This is a genomic window from Pseudarthrobacter sp. RHLT3-21 (assembly GCF_059383495.1).
In genome coordinates this window covers 172,523-189,008 of record NZ_JBWZCI010000004.1, presented here as the reverse complement: position 1 = coordinate 189,008, position 16,486 = coordinate 172,523, and the positions used below count along the sequence as shown (strand labels likewise).

Annotated in this window: 17 protein-coding genes; 6 read left to right on the top strand and 11 right to left on the bottom strand. The window is 65.7% G+C overall.

The genetic code is table 11. From position 1 onward, the window contains the following. The first annotated feature begins 1 nt into the window (after position 1). Together AC50YA_RS06630 and AC50YA_RS06625 are read left to right on the top strand one after the other, a co-directional pair. Positions 2–439, top strand: a complete 438-nt coding sequence (locus tag AC50YA_RS06630) for a MaoC family dehydratase (RefSeq protein ID WP_494981514.1) — start codon at positions 2–4, stop codon at positions 437–439. A gap of 42 nt (positions 440–481) precedes the next feature. Continuing rightward, positions 482–1,549 (top strand): UDP-N-acetylmuramate dehydrogenase, encoded by a 1,068-nt coding sequence (locus tag AC50YA_RS06625; RefSeq protein WP_494981513.1) that lies wholly within the window; start codon positions 482–484, stop codon positions 1,547–1,549. A gap of 11 nt (positions 1,550–1,560) precedes the next feature. Here the strand turns inward: AC50YA_RS06625 and AC50YA_RS06620 are convergent, their stop codons facing one another. Further along, positions 1,561–2,052, bottom strand: a complete 492-nt coding sequence (locus tag AC50YA_RS06620) for a hypothetical protein (protein ID WP_494981512.1) — start codon at positions 2,050–2,052, stop codon at positions 1,561–1,563. Between the two features lie 37 nt (positions 2,053–2,089). Between AC50YA_RS06620 and AC50YA_RS06615 the strand changes: the two genes are divergently transcribed. Beyond that, the gene (locus AC50YA_RS06615) at positions 2,090–3,187 is read left to right on the top strand and encodes a winged helix DNA-binding domain-containing protein (RefSeq protein ID WP_494981511.1); all 1,098 of its coding nucleotides are present in this window, start codon (positions 2,090–2,092) and stop codon (positions 3,185–3,187) included. Between the two features lie 164 nt (positions 3,188–3,351). On the opposite strand, the gene asd is transcribed toward AC50YA_RS06615, so the two are convergent. The 10 genes from asd to AC50YA_RS06565 form a co-directional block, all read right to left on the bottom strand. Beyond that, positions 3,352–4,494 (bottom strand): aspartate-semialdehyde dehydrogenase, encoded by a 1,143-nt coding sequence (asd, locus tag AC50YA_RS06610; RefSeq protein WP_494981510.1) that lies wholly within the window; start codon positions 4,492–4,494, stop codon positions 3,352–3,354. A 91-nt stretch (positions 4,495–4,585) separates the two neighbouring features. Further along, a complete protein-coding gene (locus AC50YA_RS06605) occupies positions 4,586–4,804 on the bottom strand; it encodes an NF038396 family protein (RefSeq protein WP_494981509.1) in 219 nt (72 codons plus the stop codon). Position 4,805: 1 nt separating this feature from the next. After that, a complete protein-coding gene (locus AC50YA_RS06600; RefSeq protein ID WP_494981508.1) occupies positions 4,806–5,390 on the bottom strand; it encodes a dihydrofolate reductase in 585 nt (194 codons plus the stop codon). Continuing rightward, positions 5,387–6,190 carry a thymidylate synthase gene (locus AC50YA_RS06595; RefSeq protein ID WP_494981507.1) on the bottom strand — a complete coding sequence of 268 codons (804 nt, stop codon included), beginning with the start codon at positions 6,188–6,190 and terminating at the stop codon, positions 5,387–5,389. The genes AC50YA_RS06600 and AC50YA_RS06595 overlap by 4 nt, the downstream gene beginning before the upstream one ends. 85 nt (positions 6,191–6,275) lie before the next feature. Continuing rightward, positions 6,276–6,665 carry a GntR family transcriptional regulator gene (locus AC50YA_RS06590; RefSeq protein WP_494981506.1) on the bottom strand — a complete coding sequence of 130 codons (390 nt, stop codon included), beginning with the start codon at positions 6,663–6,665 and terminating at the stop codon, positions 6,276–6,278. After that, the gene (locus tag AC50YA_RS06585) at positions 6,662–8,323 is read right to left on the bottom strand and encodes a hypothetical protein (protein WP_494981505.1); all 1,662 of its coding nucleotides are present in this window, start codon (positions 8,321–8,323) and stop codon (positions 6,662–6,664) included. The genes AC50YA_RS06590 and AC50YA_RS06585 overlap by 4 nt, the downstream gene beginning before the upstream one ends. Before the next feature lie 145 nt (positions 8,324–8,468). Beyond that, entirely contained in the window at positions 8,469–9,437 is a 969-nt protein-coding gene (locus AC50YA_RS06580; RefSeq protein ID WP_494981504.1) for an NUDIX hydrolase, read from the bottom strand. A gap of 10 nt (positions 9,438–9,447) precedes the next feature. Next, a complete protein-coding gene (locus tag AC50YA_RS06575; protein ID WP_494981503.1) occupies positions 9,448–11,697 on the bottom strand; it encodes an RNA degradosome polyphosphate kinase in 2,250 nt (749 codons plus the stop codon). A gap of 148 nt (positions 11,698–11,845) precedes the next feature. Next, complete coding sequence (gene mshD, locus AC50YA_RS06570; RefSeq protein ID WP_494981502.1) at positions 11,846–12,817, bottom strand: mycothiol synthase; 972 nt, start codon at positions 12,815–12,817, stop codon at positions 11,846–11,848. A gap of 237 nt (positions 12,818–13,054) precedes the next feature. Further along, complete coding sequence (locus AC50YA_RS06565; RefSeq protein WP_056344481.1) at positions 13,055–13,753, bottom strand: winged helix-turn-helix transcriptional regulator; 699 nt, start codon at positions 13,751–13,753, stop codon at positions 13,055–13,057. Positions 13,754–14,101: 348 nt separating this feature from the next. On the opposite strand from AC50YA_RS06565, the gene AC50YA_RS06560 reads away from it, so the two are divergent. From AC50YA_RS06560 to AC50YA_RS06550, 3 genes are all read left to right on the top strand, one after another. Then, entirely contained in the window at positions 14,102–14,869 is a 768-nt protein-coding gene (locus AC50YA_RS06560; RefSeq protein WP_494981614.1) for a permease, read from the top strand. 170 nt (positions 14,870–15,039) lie between these two features. Continuing rightward, on the top strand, positions 15,040–15,654 hold the full coding sequence (locus AC50YA_RS06555) for a nitrobindin family protein (RefSeq protein WP_494981501.1): 615 nt from the start codon (positions 15,040–15,042) through the stop codon (positions 15,652–15,654). Between the two features lie 75 nt (positions 15,655–15,729). Then, positions 15,730–16,452, top strand: coding sequence for a flavodoxin family protein (locus AC50YA_RS06550; protein ID WP_494981500.1), 723 nt, complete (start codon positions 15,730–15,732; stop codon positions 16,450–16,452). The last annotated feature ends 34 nt before the right edge of the window (positions 16,453–16,486 follow it).

Genomic DNA, 16,486 nt, shown 5'->3' with positions numbered 1-16,486 from the left:
CATGAGCCCCAGCATCCACGAACTCAGCGCCGGCCAGGACATCGGCAGCCGCACCGTCGAGGTCACCCGCACCGACCTGGTCAAGTACGCCGGCGCCTCCGGCGACTTCAACCCCATCCACTGGAACGAAGCCTTCGCCACCGGCGTGGAACTGCCCGGCGTCATCGCCCACGGCATGTTCACCATGGGTGCCGCCGTGCAGCTGGTGAGCGACTGGGCAGGCGACCCCGCCGCCGTCGTCGACTTCCAGACCCGCTTCACCAAGCCGGTCCTGGTTACGGACACCACCGGAACCACGGACCCCGGGGCCACCATCGAGGTCAGCGGCGCCATCGGAAAGCTCGACGCCGAGGCGGGCACCGCCCGCATTGACCTCACCGTGGTTGCCGCCGGACAGAAAGTGCTGATGAAGGCCCAGGCCGTCGTCAGGCTGTCCTGACCATCCACTAGGGTTGTCTCGATTTCCCTATAGTGTGGATAGGTGACTTCCACCCTGCTTTCTGCCCTTACCACGGCCGCCGTCGGAGGCCCCGCCGGCAAGTACATTGAGGCCAGAACCGAGGCCGAAATCATCGACGCTGTCCGCACGGCGGACGCTGCGGGGGAGCAGGTCCTCATCATCGGCGGCGGCTCCAACCTCCTGATTTCCGACGACGGGTTCCCCGGCACCGTGGTCAGGATCGCCTCGGAAGGGTTCGTCGTCAACGCCGAGGACTCCTGCGGCGGCGTGGCGGTGGTGGTCCAGGCCGGCCACAACTGGGATGCCCTGGTGGAACACGCCGTGCTGCATGCGTGGTCCGGCATCGAAGCCCTCGCCGGCATCCCGGGCGCCACCGGCGCCACGCCCGTCCAGAACGTCGGGGCCTACGGCTCCGACGTCTCCCAGACCATCGCGGTGGTTCGCACCTGGGACCGGACCCGGAACGCGGTCCAGACCTTCACCAACTCCGAGCTGAAGTTCGGCTACCGCGATTCCATCCTGAAGCAGACCACGGTAGACGGCTCACCCCGCTACGTGGTGCTGACGGTCGAGTTCCAGCTGCCGCTGGGCCGGATGAGTGCGCCCATCCGCTACGCCGAACTGGCCCGGTCACTGGGCGTGGAGCCTGGCAAACGTGCCTACTCCAACGATGTCCGCCGGGAAGTCCTGCGGTTGCGTGCTTCCAAGGGCATGGTCCTGGATCCGGCCGACCGGGACACGTATTCCACCGGCTCCTTCTTCACCAACCCAGTAGTCCCCGTGGACGTGGCGGCAGGGCTGCCGGAGTCCGCCCCGCAGTACCCCGCCGGGGCGGACGGTCTGGTGAAGCTGTCAGCCGCCTGGCTGATCGACCAGGCAGGTTTCGGCAAGGGCTACGGCCTGGCGGAAGGCAGCGCCTCCGGCGGGCGGGCGGCTCTGTCCACGAAACATACGCTCGCCATCACCAACCGCGGCTCCGCCAGCGCCAAGGACATGCTGGCCATCGCGCGCGAGGTGCGCGCCGGCGTCGTCGAACGCTTTGGCATTGAACTGCACCCGGAACCGTTGCTCATCGGCCTGACGCTCTAGCGTCAGCCTGCTCAAGTGGCCGGCGCCATCCGCCCGTCCACGGCGCCTATCAGCCGGACGTTTGTGGCCATGCCCAGCAGGGCGCCGGCCCAGCCGGTCAGCGCCAAATATGGACCCATAAACAGCCAGACCATGAGTCCCGGAAGCGCCGGGTTCGTCGCGGCCGCGACGATGCAGGCCACCAGTCCGATCACAGCAGTGGCATGGGCGAGGATCCAGAGCAGCCGGCCGCTGACGGGATAGAGCTTCCAGTCGCGCACAATGTGGACCTTGCCGCGGCCCACCCGGATGCCGGGAAACAGCACGGCATACCCGCCGCCCAGCGACAGAAACAGGGACGGCAATAAGAGTTCCAGGGGTGCCTCGCCGCCGCCTCCCGCGGCCTGGAAACCAATGACCGGGGCAAGCCCGATGGCCACGCCGGCCAGGACCGAAACGGTCCCTGCCACCAGCCAGCATTGCGTTTCGCGCGCGAACAATTGCCACAAACTCCCCAAAGTCATGCTTCTACCCTAACGGGCCAGGTTCTACGATGAGGACATGGCAGTGAACCGCGTAAGCCCCAAGGTGATGGGCAGGCTCCGGCTGGCCTCTCAAGGATTGTTTGGCCCCGGACTTGGCTCAGTTGAGGATGCGGTCCGCTGGATGACGGCCACACAGGCGCAGGACCTGCAGGCCGCGCTCCGGGCCATCGGCCTCCGCGTTCCGGGCGCAGGGTTGACTGGCGTGCGGGCCGCGCTGGACAGCGGCAGTGTGGTCCGGTCCTGGCCGATGCGCGGCACCCTGCACTTCGTGGCTCCGGAGGACCTGCGCTGGATGCTGGGCCTGACCACCGAGCGACTCAGCCGCATCGTTGCCGGCCGGCACCGGGAACTGGACATCACGTGGGCGGACATCGAGAAGTGCCGCGACGTGGCCCTGGAGCGGATTGCGGCCAGCGGTCCCGTGAGCCGGACCGAAGTCTTCGAGGTGTTTGAGGCGGCCGGTCAGCCCACCACCGGCCAGCGGGGGATCCACATCCTGGGGACACTGTGCCGGCACGCCTGGCTGGTTCAAGGCCCATTGGCCGGGAACCAGCAGCTGCTGGTGGCGTTCGACGACTGGATCCCGGAGTCGCGGGATCTTGAGCGGCAGGAAGCGATCGCCGAGTTCATGCTGCGCTACTTCCGCAGCCACGGCCCTGCCACCGTCCGCGACTTCGCCTGGTGGACGCAGATTCCCCTGACAGACGTGCGGGCAGCGTTTGAACTGGTCAACGGGAAGCTGGTGGAGCTGGAATTCGGGGGTGTCCACTATTGGATGTCACCGGACACTGCGTCAATGCTCGACGACGGTGTGCCCGGCCAGCGGTCCGTCCTCCTTCTGCCGGGCTTCGACGAGTTTGTGCTGGGCTACATGGACAGGAGCCTGGTGCTGGCCCCTGAACACGCCAACAAGATCGTCCCGGGCGGCAACGGAGTGTTCAAAAAGACCGTCGTGGCAGGGGGAGAGGTGATCGGCACGTGGGCGCGGGCCGGAACGACCCGGAGCGCCGCCGTCGTGCCTGAGCTGTTTGACGACGCCAAGCCACTCGGGCCCGCTGCGCAGGCCGCCGTCAACAGAGCCGCCGAACAGTACCTCGCATTCCTGGACAGCTGAGACGGGCTCCGCCAGCGCATGCCCCCGCCGCCGACGCAAAAGCGGCACTGCCCCGCACGAGCTGCCCTGCCCAACACGAGCTGCCCTGCCCCGCAGGAGCGGTGCGGGGGGCAGCACCGTTCCTGCGGGGCAGGGCCGTTCAAGTAGCGCGAGGGGACTCGGGGTTACAGGTTCCCGGTGGCGATGTTGAGCATGCGGCGCAGCGGCTCGGCGGCGCCCCAGAGCAGCTGGTCACCCACGGTGAAGGCGCTGATGTACTCCGGGCCCATTTCCATCTTGCGGATGCGGCCCACGGGGATGTCCAGCGTGCCGGACGCGGCCACCGGGGTCAGGCCTGCCATGGAGTCTTCCTTGGTGTTCGGGATGACCTTGGCCCACTCGTTGTCCTCGGCGAGGAGCTTTTCGATCTCGGCCACGGAGAGGTCCTCGCGGAGCTTCAGCGTCAGCGCCTGCGAGTGCGAACGCATGGCGCCGATCCGGATGCACAGCCCGTCCATGATGATCCGGTTCTCGTCCGAGGTGCCCAGGATCTTGTTGGTTTCAACCCCGGCCTTCCACTCTTCCTTGGACTGGCCGTTGCCCAGGTCCGCGTCGATCCACGGGATCAGTGAGCCGGCCAGCGGCACGCCGAACTGGGTGGCGTCGATGTCGGTGCGCTGGTGGGCGAGGACCTTGCGGTCGATTTCCAGGATGGCCGACGCCGGGTCGTCCAGTTCCGAGCTCACTTCGGCATTGAGCGTGCCGAACTGGCTGAGCAGTTCGCGCATGTGCCGGGCGCCGCCGCCGGAGGCAGCCTGGTAGGTCATGGACGTGCCCCATTCGACGAGGCCGTTCTTGAACAGCCCACCGAGGCCCATAAGCATGCAGGACACAGTGCAGTTGCCGCCGATGAAGTCCTTGGTGCCGTTGACCAGGCCCTTGTCGATAACGTCGCGGTTGATTGGGTCCAGCACGATGATCGAGTCGTCGTTCATGCGCAGCGTGGAGGCTGCGTCGATCCAGAGGCCGTCCCAGCCGCGGCCGCGCAGCTCGGTGTGCACGCGCTTGGTGTAGTCCCCGCCCTGGGCGGTGACAATAATGGGCAGCTTAGCCAGCGTGTCGACGTCGAACGCGTCCTCGAGCTTGCCGGCCGCGCCGGCGGCAGCACCGGCAACAGCCGGGGCGGCACCTCCCGCGTTTGATGTGGAGAAGAACACCGGGTTGATGTTGGCAAAGTCGCTTTCATCCTGCATGCGCTGCATCAGGACGGAGCCGACCATGCCGCGCCATCCGACCAGGCCGACGGAGGGGGTAGCTGCTGTAGTCATTCGTCCAGTTTAGACTTTGGAGCCGGCAGGGCGCAGTCGGTTACGTCACTGCTGTGGGGATGCGAACGACGGCGTGCGGCAGCTCCGAGCGTCAGCTGCGTTTGCTTTCCTCCAGCACCGCGGTTTTACGGAGGCGCAACGCGTAGAAGGCGCCGAAGGCGAACACCTGCGTCACCACCACCAGCACGATGGCCCCGGCGATTTTGTTGCCGCCAAGGATCATGGTCAGGCCAACGATCGCAGACAGCAGCGCGAGCAGCGGCAGCAGCATGTAGCCCAGCACAAACAGTGTTTCCGGTTTTTTCAACATCTCAGCCCTGCGTCCTAATCCATTTGGTAAACCTGTAGCGCGTTCCGTTGGCTGCCGTCAGCCACCCGTCCGGCGGGACGGACGCGGCCGCCTCCCAGGTCTCATCGAGCTCGGGAGCGAACGTGTCGCCGTCGGTCTCCACGTCGATGGTGGTGACCACTGCAACGTTGGCGAGTTGGGTGGACTGGCGGAAGACTTCGCCGCCGCCCAGGATCCACACGGTCCCGCCGCCGTCGACAAACTGCGACTCAAGGAGGGCATCATCGAGGGAGGGGACCACGATGGCGCCCTCCGCCTCGGGCGATTCTCCCCAGTTTTTCTGCCGCGTGATCACAATGTTCGTCCGGCCCGGCAGGGGACGGTACTTGTCCGGGAAGGACAGCCACGTTTTGCGGCCCATGATCACCGGGTGCCCCATGGTGAGGCGGTTGAAGTGCTTCAGGTCCTCGGGCAGGCTCCACGGCATGTCGCCGTCCTTGCCGATCACACCACCGGACGTCTGCGCCCATACCAGGCCGACGCCGGTCACGGAACCGGCAAGCTCCTGCGTGAAGGCCTGGGCGTCTGCTGTGTTCTCGGTGCTCATACGGCGATCGGGGCTTTGATGGTGGGGTGGTGTTTGTAGCCCACCACGTCGAAGTCCTCGAGCGTGTAGTCGAATATCGAGGCAGGCTTCCGGGTGATCTTCAGCTGCGGGTATTCATACGGTTCCCGGTCCAGCTGCTTCAGCACCTGGTCCATGTGGTTCTCGTAGATGTGGACGTCGCCGCCTGTCCATACAAACTCGCCAGGCTCGAGCCCCACCTGCTGCGCAATCATGCACGTGAGCAGGGCGTAGGAGGCAATGTTGAAGGGCACGCCCAGGAACATGTCCGCCGAGCGCTGGTACAGCTGGCAGGACAGCTTGCCGTCAGCCACGTAGAACTGGAAAAACGCGTGGCATGGGGGCAGCGCCATGTCCTTGAGCTCGGAGACGTTCCAGGCAGACACGATGTGCCGCCGCGAATCCGGGTTGGTTTTGAGGTTCTCCACCAGCTCGGCGATCTGGTCAATATGGCCGCCGTCAGGGGTGGGCCAGCTGCGCCACTGGACGCCGTACACGGGACCCAGTTCGCCTTCTGCGTCAGCCCACTCGTTCCAGATGCTCACGCCCTGGTCCTGCATCCACTTGACGTTCGATTCGCCGCGCAGGAACCACAACAGCTCCACTGCCACGGACTTGAAGTGCACGCGTTTGGTGGTGATCAGCGGGAAACTCCGGCCAAGGTCAAAGCGCAGTTGACGGCCGAAAACACTTGTGGTTCCGGTGCCCGTGCGGTCGGATTTGTGCGTGCCATGGGCCAGCACATCGCGCAGGAGGTCTTCATAAGGCGTCGGGATGCTCACGGCTAAAGTCTACCGGGCCAAGCCCTGCCAACCCCGCAATGGGCCCGCGGCTGGCCTCAGCGTTGGCCGCAGGCCGCGCATCGGTTCAGTCCTTCCTCAGTTTGCCGCGGACCAGATCCAGCAGCAGCTCATCGGTGAGCCGGGCGTCGCGTCCGGCATTGACCAAAAGGTCGACGGCGGCAGTCACCGATTCCGGCACCGGCCCGCCTGCCTGGCCGGCGCCGCCCGGTGCCGGGTGCGAGACGACGGTGCCGTTCCGCCGTCGGGATTCAATGAGTCCGGCAGCCTCAAGTTCCTTGTAGGCGCGCCCCACCGTTCCGGCGGCGATGCCCAAGTCCGCGGCCAGGCTACGGACGGTGGGTAGCCGGCTTCCGGTGGTGAGTGTTCCGGCGGCGATCAGGGAGCTGATCTGCGAACGGATCTGCTCATAGGGCGGGGTTGCCGAGCGCAGGTCCACGGAGATGCCGGCGTTCACCGCGCCCCTTCCGGGACGGGCTTCGCCGGGGCGGCTGGAGTCCGGGCAAAACCCTTGATCGGAATGACGGCGATCACCACTCCGGCGGCAGCGAGCACCGCCCCGGCAATGACTGCCGGCTGCCACGGGGCGGCCCAGGTTGTCGCGGTCAGACCCAACAGCGGCGGCCAGACGTTGCTCGCCGTCATCAGCAGCACGCCGGCCTGGGCAGTGGAGTAGGCGGCAAACGTCCGGACCACACGATGGACTGTGATGGCCCGGAGTGCCGCGTCCAGGCCGGGGATGTCGGTGGAAATACTGCGACGCCGCCGAGCCGCAGCAACCGGCAGGCATGCGGTGGCCACGACTGCCGCCGTCGCCACCGCTGCGATCACCCAGCCGGGAGAACCCTCGGGGGGCGTGCTGCCCGGGCGAACGAAGCCGTCCAGCACGGCCTCCCGCAGTTCCCCCTCACCCGCGGCAGTCAGCACCGTGATCGCGGCGAATAGTGCGACGGCGACGATCGCCGTGGTGAGCAGGGCCGGGCTCACCAGTTGCCGCGGCCAGGTCCGAGGTATCCAGTGCGTGCCATAGTTGCGCTGGAGCAGCATTTCTCCGCCGCCGCCCACCACCAGCAGGACCGCTACTGCCATCAGCGCCACAAACACCACCGGCAACCACGGCAGCCCGGCACTGGAGATCAAAAAGCCCGGCACAAACAATCCCAGCGCGGCGGCTGCAACCGGTGCGAGACCCATGGCTGCGCCCAGCGAAACTGAGAGGCGGGTTGCGGGGTGGACGGCGGCCGGTGATCCTGTCGGACGACTGCCGCTGCCATTGAGCTGCGCACTGGCAAACTTGGGTGGCGCCCAGCCCCACATCGCCAGCAGCACCACCAGTACTATCAACCCGGCCGGGTTGGTCCAGCTGGACGCATTGGCGGCCGGGTCCGGCCGGGCCGCGAAATTTCCGGCCACCGCGCCAAGGCCCGCCGCAATGGTTGCCAGGGTCCGCAAGAGCCTGTTCATGGCGATGGTCCGCAGCAGGTCGTTGTCAGCAGCATCCAGGGCCTCGAGTTGCCTTCGTTGGCTGATGAGCTTCAGGACCAGGACGGTTCCCACCGCCAGGGCCAGCCAGGCGGCGCCCAGGCAGGCGGCAAGAACCGCCCCCTGGATCCGGCCGTCCCCACCAACGCTGCGGAAGCCGTTGGATCCTTCCTGCACTGTGCCGTAGGGGACGGCTTCGTAGGCGGGAAGGCCAGCCACAAAGCCAATCTGCAGTGCCGAGCCCACAAAGATCGCGGCGACAGTCCAGGCGAGGCCTCGGGGCAGGAAGTCCCGGATGCGGCGGATCTCCAAGGAGGCCAGCCTGCGGGGGAGTCGGGGACCCGGATAGCTCAGCTGTCCCATGGCATGGACGGCGAGGCAGCCCAGGACCGGCCACGCCAGGGCTTCGAGGATGCTTGTTGGCGTGGCCAGCGGGGGAGAGGTGCTCCCGGCGGGAAAGATGCCGGCATTTCCCGCGGCCTGCAGGGAGCTCGCCAACCACCCGATCACGCCGATCCACAGCGCATGCTGGGAAACCGTCACAGCGTTGGTCCCGCCGCCCGGTGCCCTGATCACCCACCGCAGCACCAGGTACAGGCCAGCGGCCAACAGGCAGGGCCACAAGAGGACCATGGGCGGCACGTTGTGGACCGCTATTTCGAAACCGTCGACGCCAGGCACATCATCCCCCAGATTTTGCGCATCAATGTACTAAGTATTTGATACAAACATCTCCGGGTCAACCGTGTGTGGGCCTGGCGGCCGGAGGCTGAAATCCTCAGTCGTCGAAGGGCTTGAACTGCTCCACGGCCACGATGCGGTGCTTGTTCCCGACGGCAACGTGGCACACCACCATCTCGCCGGGGGACAGATAAGGATCCGAGTCCGGCAGGAGCGCGCGCAAACGGCCTGTCATGTGCTTGCCCAGCTGGCCCAGAACCGTGGGCAGTGCAGGACGGTGCGTGCAGACGGCGACGGGTTGTGCCTTCTCCAGGAGCGCCTCAATGGCGGCTGCGGTTTTTTTGGGGGTCCTCGCGTGCTTGTGTTCTGTCAGCGTTTCCACCAGTTTGACCTTGGCTCCTGAAACCTTCAGGTACGGCGCCACAGTTGAGACGCAGCGCTGCCAGGGACTCGTCACCACGCGCGGCGGCTTCCAGGCCTGCAGCAGCCGGCCGATGGCCTGTGCCTGCCTGATTCCCGTCGCGGCCAGGGGACGTTCCCCCTCGGCCTTGGACCAGGACGAGCGCGGCTTGGCCTTTGCATGCCGCACCACAATCAGTGGCCACGTGTTCAGTTCACCGCGGCTATGGGCGGCCTGAAGGTGCTCCAGCGGGACGACGTCGGACGGGTTGGTCAGCAGCCCCGCGGCCGTTTCAGGGGGGCACCACACCACACGGTCCACCTCCTTGCCGTCGGGAACGAGGCGGGCACCATTGACGTGGACCGCCCAGTAGTGGACCACCTTCAGTCCGGTCGGCACCCGGTAGTGGATGGGCGGGAGCGGAATGCCCAGGGGCGCGGAAAGGCCGATCTCCTCCTGCACCTCACGGGCCGCGCATTCGGGTAGGGTCTCGCCGGCGTCGATCTTGCCCTTCGGCCAGGACCAGTCGTCATACCGCGGACGGTGGATCAGCAGGACTTCAAGACCGTCCGAGTTGATACGCCAGGGCAGCGCCCCGGCCGCGACGACGGTAACTGCTTCGCCGGGATGGTCTGTCTGGTCTGCTACGTGGATGTCGCTCGCCAACGCCGTAGCCCTACCGCCGGCTCAGGCTGCGCTGGCGGGTGCGCGACGCCAACAGCCAGGACTGGATGTCGTCGAGGTGGCTGCCGTCGTCAGCAATGTGGTGCCGGTTCCACTGTCCCTCGTTATCCAGATGCCAGCTGGCTGTCTCCGGATCCATGTAGCGCCGCAGCAGGTTTAGGACGTAGCTGATGTCGTCGGGATTGGACAGCTGGACCAGCGCCTCGACCCTGCGGTCCAGGTTCCGGTGCATCATGTCGGCCGAGCCGATGTAAACCACGGGATCGCCGCCGTTCGCGAAGGCGAACACCCGGGAGTGTTCCAGGAAGCGGCCCAGCACCGAGCGGACGGTGATGTTGTCGCTGAGGCCCGGGACGCCTGGACGCAGCGAGCAGATGCCGCGCACAATGACGTCCACCATCACGCCGGCCTGGGATGCGCGGTAAAGGGAGTCGATGATGGCTTCGTCCACCATGGAGTTGACCTTGATCTGCACCCTGGCGGCCAGCCCTGCCCGGGCGTTGCGAATCTCGGTCTCGATGCGGTCGATCAGGCCGGAGCGGACCGAGCGGGGAGCAACCAGGAGCCGCTTGAAGGTGGACTTCGGCGCATAGCCGGAGAGCTGGTTGAACAGCTTGGAAAGGTCCTCGCCCACCTGGTCGTTGGCGGTCAGCAGGCCAAGGTCCTCGTAGTAGCGGGCCGTGCGGGGGTGGTAGTTGCCGGTGCCGATGTGGCAGTAGCGGCGCAGCCCGTCCACTTCCTGGCGGACCACCAGCGACAGCTTGCAGTGGGTTTTCAGGCCCACGATGCCGTAGACCACGTGGACGCCCGCCTGTTCCAGCTTGCGTGCCCAGGAGATGTTGGCCTGCTCATCGAACCTGGCCTTGATCTCCACGAGGGCCAGCACTTGTTTGCCGGCCTCGGCGGCGTCGATCAGGGCGTCAACGATGGGGGAGTCGCCCGACGTCCGGTACAGGGTCTGCTTGATGGCCTGGACCTTGGGGTCCGCGGCTGCCTGTTCCAGGAACGCCTGCACCGAGGTGGAGAAGGAGTCGTACGGGTGGTGGAGCAGGATGTCGCGGCGGCGCATGGCCGAGAAAACGTTGGCGGCCTTGGACGTCTCGGACTCGTTAAGGAACCGGGACGTGTGCGGCATGTGCTTGGGGTAATGAAGGTCTGCACGGTCAATTCCGGCGATGACGGACAGCCCGCGGAGGTCCAACGGAGCCGGGAGCGAGTACACCTCGGACTCTTCCACTCCGAGCTCGCGGATGAGCAGGGCCCGGATGTTCGGGTTGATGTCGTGGGTGACCTCGAGGCGGACGGGAGGGCCGAACCGGCGGCGCAGCAGTTCCTTCTCCAGCGCCTGCAGGAGGTTCTCGGCGTCGTCCTCTTCCACCTCGAGGTCCTCGTTACGGGTGACGCGGAAGATGTGGTGTTCCAGGACTTCCATGCCGGCGAAGAGCTTGTCCAGGTGGACGGCTATGACTTCCTCAAGCGCGATGAAACGCGCCACGCGTCCCGCGACAGCCCCGGCCCGCGGACCGTCGATGGAGATCAGGCGGGGAAGCTGGTCCGGAACCTTGAGGCGGGCGAAGAGTTCCTTGTCGCTCACAGGGTTGCGAACCACCACGGCCAGGTTCAGGGAGAGCCCAGAAATGTAGGGGAACGGGTGTGCCGGGTCCACGGCCAGGGGCGTCAGGATCGGGAAGACCTTTTCGGCGAACATGGCGCTGAGCTGCTGCTTGGCGGCGTCGTCCAGTTCGTCCCAATGCATCAGGTGGATGTGCTCATAGGCCAAGGCGGGGCGGATCTGTTCGGCGTAGACCTGGGCGTGGCGCTGCTGGAGGCGGTGGGCTTCGTCGCCGATCTTCTCCAGCACCTCCACAGGGCTGAGGCCGGCAGGGGAAGGCACGGCGAGGTTGGTGGCGATGCGCCGCTTCAGGCCTGCCACGCGGACCATAAAGAACTCGTCCAGGTTGGACGCGAAGATGGACAGGAAAGCCACGCGTTCCAGCAGGTGGAGAGTGGGATCTTCGGCGAGTTCCAGGACGCGGGAGTTGAACGCCAGCCAGCTGAGCTCGCGGTCCAGGAAGCGGTCCGGCCGGATGTCCCCTTCGGGCACAAGGTTGGGCGCAAACTCGGGGATGTCGATCCGGTCCTGCGTTGCACGCGAGGCAGGGACTTCAGACGAGCCGAAGCGCGCGCGCACCGGCACTGAAGCGCCCTCGGACGTGACTGTTCCGGCGGGTTCCGGTTTCATGGTCTCTCCTCTTACCTGGCGCTTGATGCTGGCCCTCGGCCGGCGCGGTTCTCTACCAACCTTACAATCAATCAGCGTCCACGAGCCCTAGATTTCGGCCCATCCGAAGCCGTTAGTCACACGAGCGGCCTAACTCACCCGGGCGCCATTAAACGGCGGCCAGCGGGCCGTACATCACATCCATATCCCAGCGTGTGAAGCCCAGGCCCCGGTAGAGGGAAACCGCCGCAGTGTTGTCGGCATCCGTGTAGAGCATGACGGCGTGAAGACCCAGACCCTGCAGATGCCTGATGCCGGCCACTGTGAGGGCTTTGCCCAGGCCCATACCCTGTGCGGCCGGTGTGACGCCCACCGCGTAGACCTCGCCGATCGCCGGATGGGCGCCGTGGCGCGGATGCACCTTGGTCCAGTGGAATCCCAGCAGCCGGTCCTCGGCGTCCACCGCCAGCAGGAAGCCCTCAGGATCAAACCAGTCCTCGGCCATCCGGGCATCCAGGTCCGCGCGGGACATGGAGCCCTGCTCGGGGTGGTGGGCAAAGGCGGCGCGGTTTGCGGCCAGCCAGCGGTCCTCGTCCTTGCCCGGCACAAAGGCGCGCAGCGTGACGCCGTCCGGGAGGCCGACGTCGGGCAGTTCCGCAGCGGCGGTAGTCAGCCTCATCTTCCAGAGTTCGCGCACCGGACCGTAGCCGTAGCGGGATGCGAGGTCCGCTGCCGCCTCGTGGTTGCCGTGGGACCAGGCCTTCAGGCCGTCGAGGCCGCGCCCGGACTTGAGCGCGGCGACAAGGCGGTCGGCCACGCCTTGGTTGCGGTAGCTGGGATGGACGGCAATTTCCAGGACTCCGCTGCCGTCCGCGTCCTCCACAACAACCGCAACCCCGGCCAGGTCCTGGCCTGAGGACGGGTCGGAGTCCTCGTCCGGCGCGTAGAGGGCAAGGGTCAGGAGGGAATGCTCTGCCGAGTCCCCGGCGCGGAGCGTCACCACTGTTTGCTCGGAAAGCGAAGGGTTGCCGTCAGACTCTTCGGCAGCTGCCAGGAGCGCCACGCAATCCTTCAGCAGCTGTTCTTCCACGCCGCCGTGGACTACAAGGACGGGCCATTTTTCCGGGTGCGCAGGACTCATGAGGCTAGGCTATACGCCCCGGCCGGAAGGCGCTCCGATTTGATGCCCCCGGGGCCAGCCACGTATAGTCGTTATCTCACCCGCCGGTCACGGTGGGAACGAGGGGGATCCACCAGTGGGGTGGCCTCGATACGTTCGACCCGTATGTCCTCCACAAATAAAGCTTCACTAAGACAGGAACAGCCCCGGACCACTGGTCCGGGGCTGTTCCTGCATTAAGGTGCTGTCTGAACGGTGTCAGGCTTCCGTCAGTTCGTCTTCCTGCTGCCGCACCAGGGTCAGGCGGTAGCCGACGTTCCGGACCGTGCTGATCAGGTTTTCGTGGTCGGCGCCGAGTTTGGCGCGCAGCCGCCGGACGTGGACATCCACGGTGCGCGTGCCGCCGTAGTAGTCATAGCCCCACACCTCGGTGAGCAGCTGCTGACGGGTGAAGACGCGGCCGGGGTGCTGGGCCAGGTATTTGAGGAGTTCGAATTCCTTGAACGTAAGGTTCAGCGGCGCTCCGTTGACGCGGGCGGTGTAGCTCGCTTCATCGATGACCACGCCTGCCGCGCGGATCTCCGTGGGGGCGTCATCCTTGTCCGGCACTGCCCGCGCTACGGAGAGCCTGATTCGGGCCTCCACTTCGGCGGGACCGGCTGAATCGAGCACGATGTCATCCACGGCCCAGGCCGAGGAAACGGCGGCCATGCCGCCTTCGGTCAGGATCAGGACCAGGGGTGCGCTCAGGCCGGTGGCTTTCAGCAGCTGGGTGAGGGAGCGGGCGCCCACGAGGTCCTTACGGGCGTCGAGAAGCACAATATCGCAGGGATCTGTCTCCAGCAGGGCTGTGGGCTCCGCGGCGAGGATGTGCACGCGGTGGTTCAGCAATTCCAGGGCAGGCAGAATGTCTACCGAAGAACCGGTGCTGTTCGTCAATAGCAGGATGTGCGACATTGTTCCTCCAAGGGGCGTCCGCGCATCTTCGGGCGACTGAACCGGGTTTTCACCGGCCGGTACTATCTCACTGCAGCGGTCTTGGCCGACTAAGGATCTATCCGGCCGGCATCCGTTGCAGGAAGCGTAGCTGAACTTTGAGTATACCCATCGGCCCGCGCGACGGCATTGATTCCGCCCCTCCAAACCTTCGTTTTGCGACATATCCGGGTCATATAAGGCAGGATTGAGCCGTGGGGCAGAACGCCCTGACGCGGTTGGCAGAGCCGCCGGGTCCACAGCCAGAATGGGATGCCACGAATTGAGTGCAGAGTCGAAGCCGCCGCGAACCGGCCGGCCGGGTCCCCGATGACCGCCGAGGTGCAGGCCCCGGCAAAGTCACTGGGCTCCTGGGTCATCGGTGTTGTCGGAGTGGCGGGTCTCGTGGCGATCATCGCCGGCGTATACGTCTCACGCGAGGCACTTATCGGCGTCGCCGCGGTGATTGCCATGGCGGTAGGCATTGGCTGGCCTCACTTCCTCCGTATCCCCGCGAAGAAGACCCTGGCAGCGGTTATTGCACTGCCCGGCGTCGGATCGGCGCTCGCTGCCGGCTTTGTCCCCGCCCCGGGTTTCCTGGACTGGACGCCCGCCTTCATGGCGCTGGGCATGATGGCCGTGTTTGTAGTGCAGCTCATCCGGGGTACTGGCCAGGCCCAACGGCTTGAATCCACCCTGGGCTGCTGCGCCGGTGTGCTCCTCTCCTGCCTGGGAGCAGGCTGGATCGCCGGCGGGCGCTTCAACGGCGTCCGCGAGATGCTTCTGGTGGCAGCCATCAGCGCTGCGGTGGCACTGTTGGCCGGCCTGATCCGATGGCCGGACAGCATCGTGGCCCCCCTCGGCATCGTGATGGCAGGGCTTGCCGGGCCGCTCGCTGGCCTGGTCTTTTCCGACATTGCTGTCCTGCCCGCGGCGATCTTCGGCGTTGTGGTGGGCGCCGTACTGGTCAGCTTCCGTCGCCTCGTAACACTCCGCGGCGGTCCGCTGAATCTGTTGGCTGCGGTTAGCATGGGGCTTGCACCGGTTTCGGCCGTGGGCTCCCTGGCTTACTTCATAGACAAACTACTCATCTACTAACAGGTTAGGATGGCATCATGTCCGTACTTGCATTTGAAATCTTCTTCCTCGTCCTGCTCGGCATCGCCAGCCTGTCCATGGCCTGGTTCGCCGGCTTTGTGGTTTACCGCCTCTTCAAAGGCCAGAAGTAAACCCGTTCAACGAGCTAGCATTTTCCTGAGGTAATTGCCGTGTCGATAGAAATTCCTACAGACCTGACACCGGAACTTGTTCCGCTTTCCTGGCTCATTGGTGAGTGGGAAGGCAGCGGCCGGCTCGGCAGCGGGGACGAGGACTCGGAACACTTCCTCCAGCATGTGTCCTTCAGGCACAACGGCCTGCCGTATCTTCAGTACCGCGCGGAGAGCTGGTTAACTGACGACGACGGTACGCGCCTGCGGCCGCTGACAGTTGAGACCGGCTTTTGGGCGCTGGAGCGCAAACAGCTTGATGCCGACGGCGGACCGGGCCTGATTCCGGCCGATATTGTTCCCGCGCTCAAGAGCGCCGACGAAGTCGAAGCGCTGCGCAATAAAGACGGCGGGTTCGATATCTCGGTGTCCATCTCACATCCCGGCGGGATCTCTGAGCTCTACTACGGGCAGATCAAGGGCCCGCAGGTCCAGCTCACCACGGACATGGTGATGCGCGGCAGCCATTCCAAGGACTACAGCGCGGCAACCCGGATCTTCGGTCTGGTGGACGGCAACCTGCTCTGGCGCTGGGACGTGGCCTCCGGCGGAACATCACAGCCCGGCAAGGGCCTCGAAGCGCACGCCTCGGCTTTCCTGAAAAAGGTTTCCTGAGGGCCCTGCCGCGTCACCGATCCTCAGTAGACTTGGCATCCTGGGCTTCACGCACGAGTGAATCAAGGGAGCATCATGGCTGCACAGCAGGACTCCACGGATTACAGCGACCTCAAGGCTGTGTTCTTCAACGGGACCCTCAAACGGTCGCCGGAGACCAGCAACACCGAGGGCCTGATCAACGTCAGCCGCCTCATCATGGAGAAGCAGGGCGTCAGCACCCGCGTGATCAGGACTGTCGATCACGACATTGCCAGCGGTGTTTACCCCGACATGACCGAGCACGGCTGGCCGTCCGATGAGTGGCCGGACCTCTACCCGGCTGTTGAAGAAGCCGACATTGTGGTGGTGGCCGGTCCCATCTGGCTGGGCGACAACTCCTCCCAGACCAAGAAGCTGATCGAACGGCTCTACGCCCATTCGGGGGAACTCAACCACAAGGGCCAGTGGGTCTTCTACCCCAAGGTTGGCGGCTGCCTGATCACCGGCAACGAGGACGGCATCAAGCACTGCTCCATGAACGTGCTGTACAGCCTGCAGCACGTCGGCTTCACCATCCCGCCGCAGGCCGACGCCGGCTGGATCGGCCCGGTTGGCCCCGGCCCGAGCTACCTGGACGAAGGCTCCGGCGGCCCCGAATCCGACTTCACCAACCGCAACACCACGTTTATGACCTGGAACCTGCTGCATTTCGCCCGGATGCTCAAGGACGCCGGCGGGATTCCCGCGTACGGCAATCTTCCTGAAGAATGGAAAGCCGGAACACGCTTCGACTTCGAGAACCCGGAATACCGCTGAGACCGGCCCCGGTGGTCGAGACCCGCTGCCCGAG

What these genes read in the sequence shown, in the direction of transcription:
- AC50YA_RS06565 (WP_056344481.1), bottom strand. Translation starts at nt 13,753, where the DNA reads ATGTCGCACATCCTGCTATTGACGAACAGCACCGGTTCTTCGGTAGAC.
- AC50YA_RS06630 (WP_494981514.1), top strand. Translation starts at nt 2, where the DNA reads ATGAGCCCCAGCATCCACGAACTCAGCGCCGGCCAGGACATCGGCAGC.
- AC50YA_RS06560 (WP_494981614.1), top strand. Translation starts at nt 14,102, where the DNA reads ATGACCGCCGAGGTGCAGGCCCCGGCAAAGTCACTGGGCTCCTGGGTC.
- AC50YA_RS06615 (WP_494981511.1), top strand. Translation starts at nt 2,090, where the DNA reads ATGGCAGTGAACCGCGTAAGCCCCAAGGTGATGGGCAGGCTCCGGCTG.
- asd (WP_494981510.1), bottom strand. Translation starts at nt 4,494, where the DNA reads ATGACTACAGCAGCTACCCCCTCCGTCGGCCTGGTCGGATGGCGCGGC.
- AC50YA_RS06600 (WP_494981508.1), bottom strand. Translation starts at nt 5,390, where the DNA reads ATGAGCACCGAGAACACAGCAGACGCCCAGGCCTTCACGCAGGAGCTT.
- AC50YA_RS06620 (WP_494981512.1), bottom strand. Translation starts at nt 2,052, where the DNA reads ATGACTTTGGGGAGTTTGTGGCAATTGTTCGCGCGCGAAACGCAATGC.
- AC50YA_RS06605 (WP_494981509.1), bottom strand. Translation starts at nt 4,804, where the DNA reads ATGTTGAAAAAACCGGAAACACTGTTTGTGCTGGGCTACATGCTGCTG.
- mshD (WP_494981502.1), bottom strand. Translation starts at nt 12,817, where the DNA reads ATGAGTCCTGCGCACCCGGAAAAATGGCCCGTCCTTGTAGTCCACGGC.
- AC50YA_RS06575 (WP_494981503.1), bottom strand. Translation starts at nt 11,697, where the DNA reads ATGAAACCGGAACCCGCCGGAACAGTCACGTCCGAGGGCGCTTCAGTG.
- AC50YA_RS06585 (WP_494981505.1), bottom strand. Translation starts at nt 8,323, where the DNA reads ATGGTCCTCTTGTGGCCCTGCCTGTTGGCCGCTGGCCTGTACCTGGTG.
- AC50YA_RS06550 (WP_494981500.1), top strand. Translation starts at nt 15,730, where the DNA reads ATGGCTGCACAGCAGGACTCCACGGATTACAGCGACCTCAAGGCTGTG.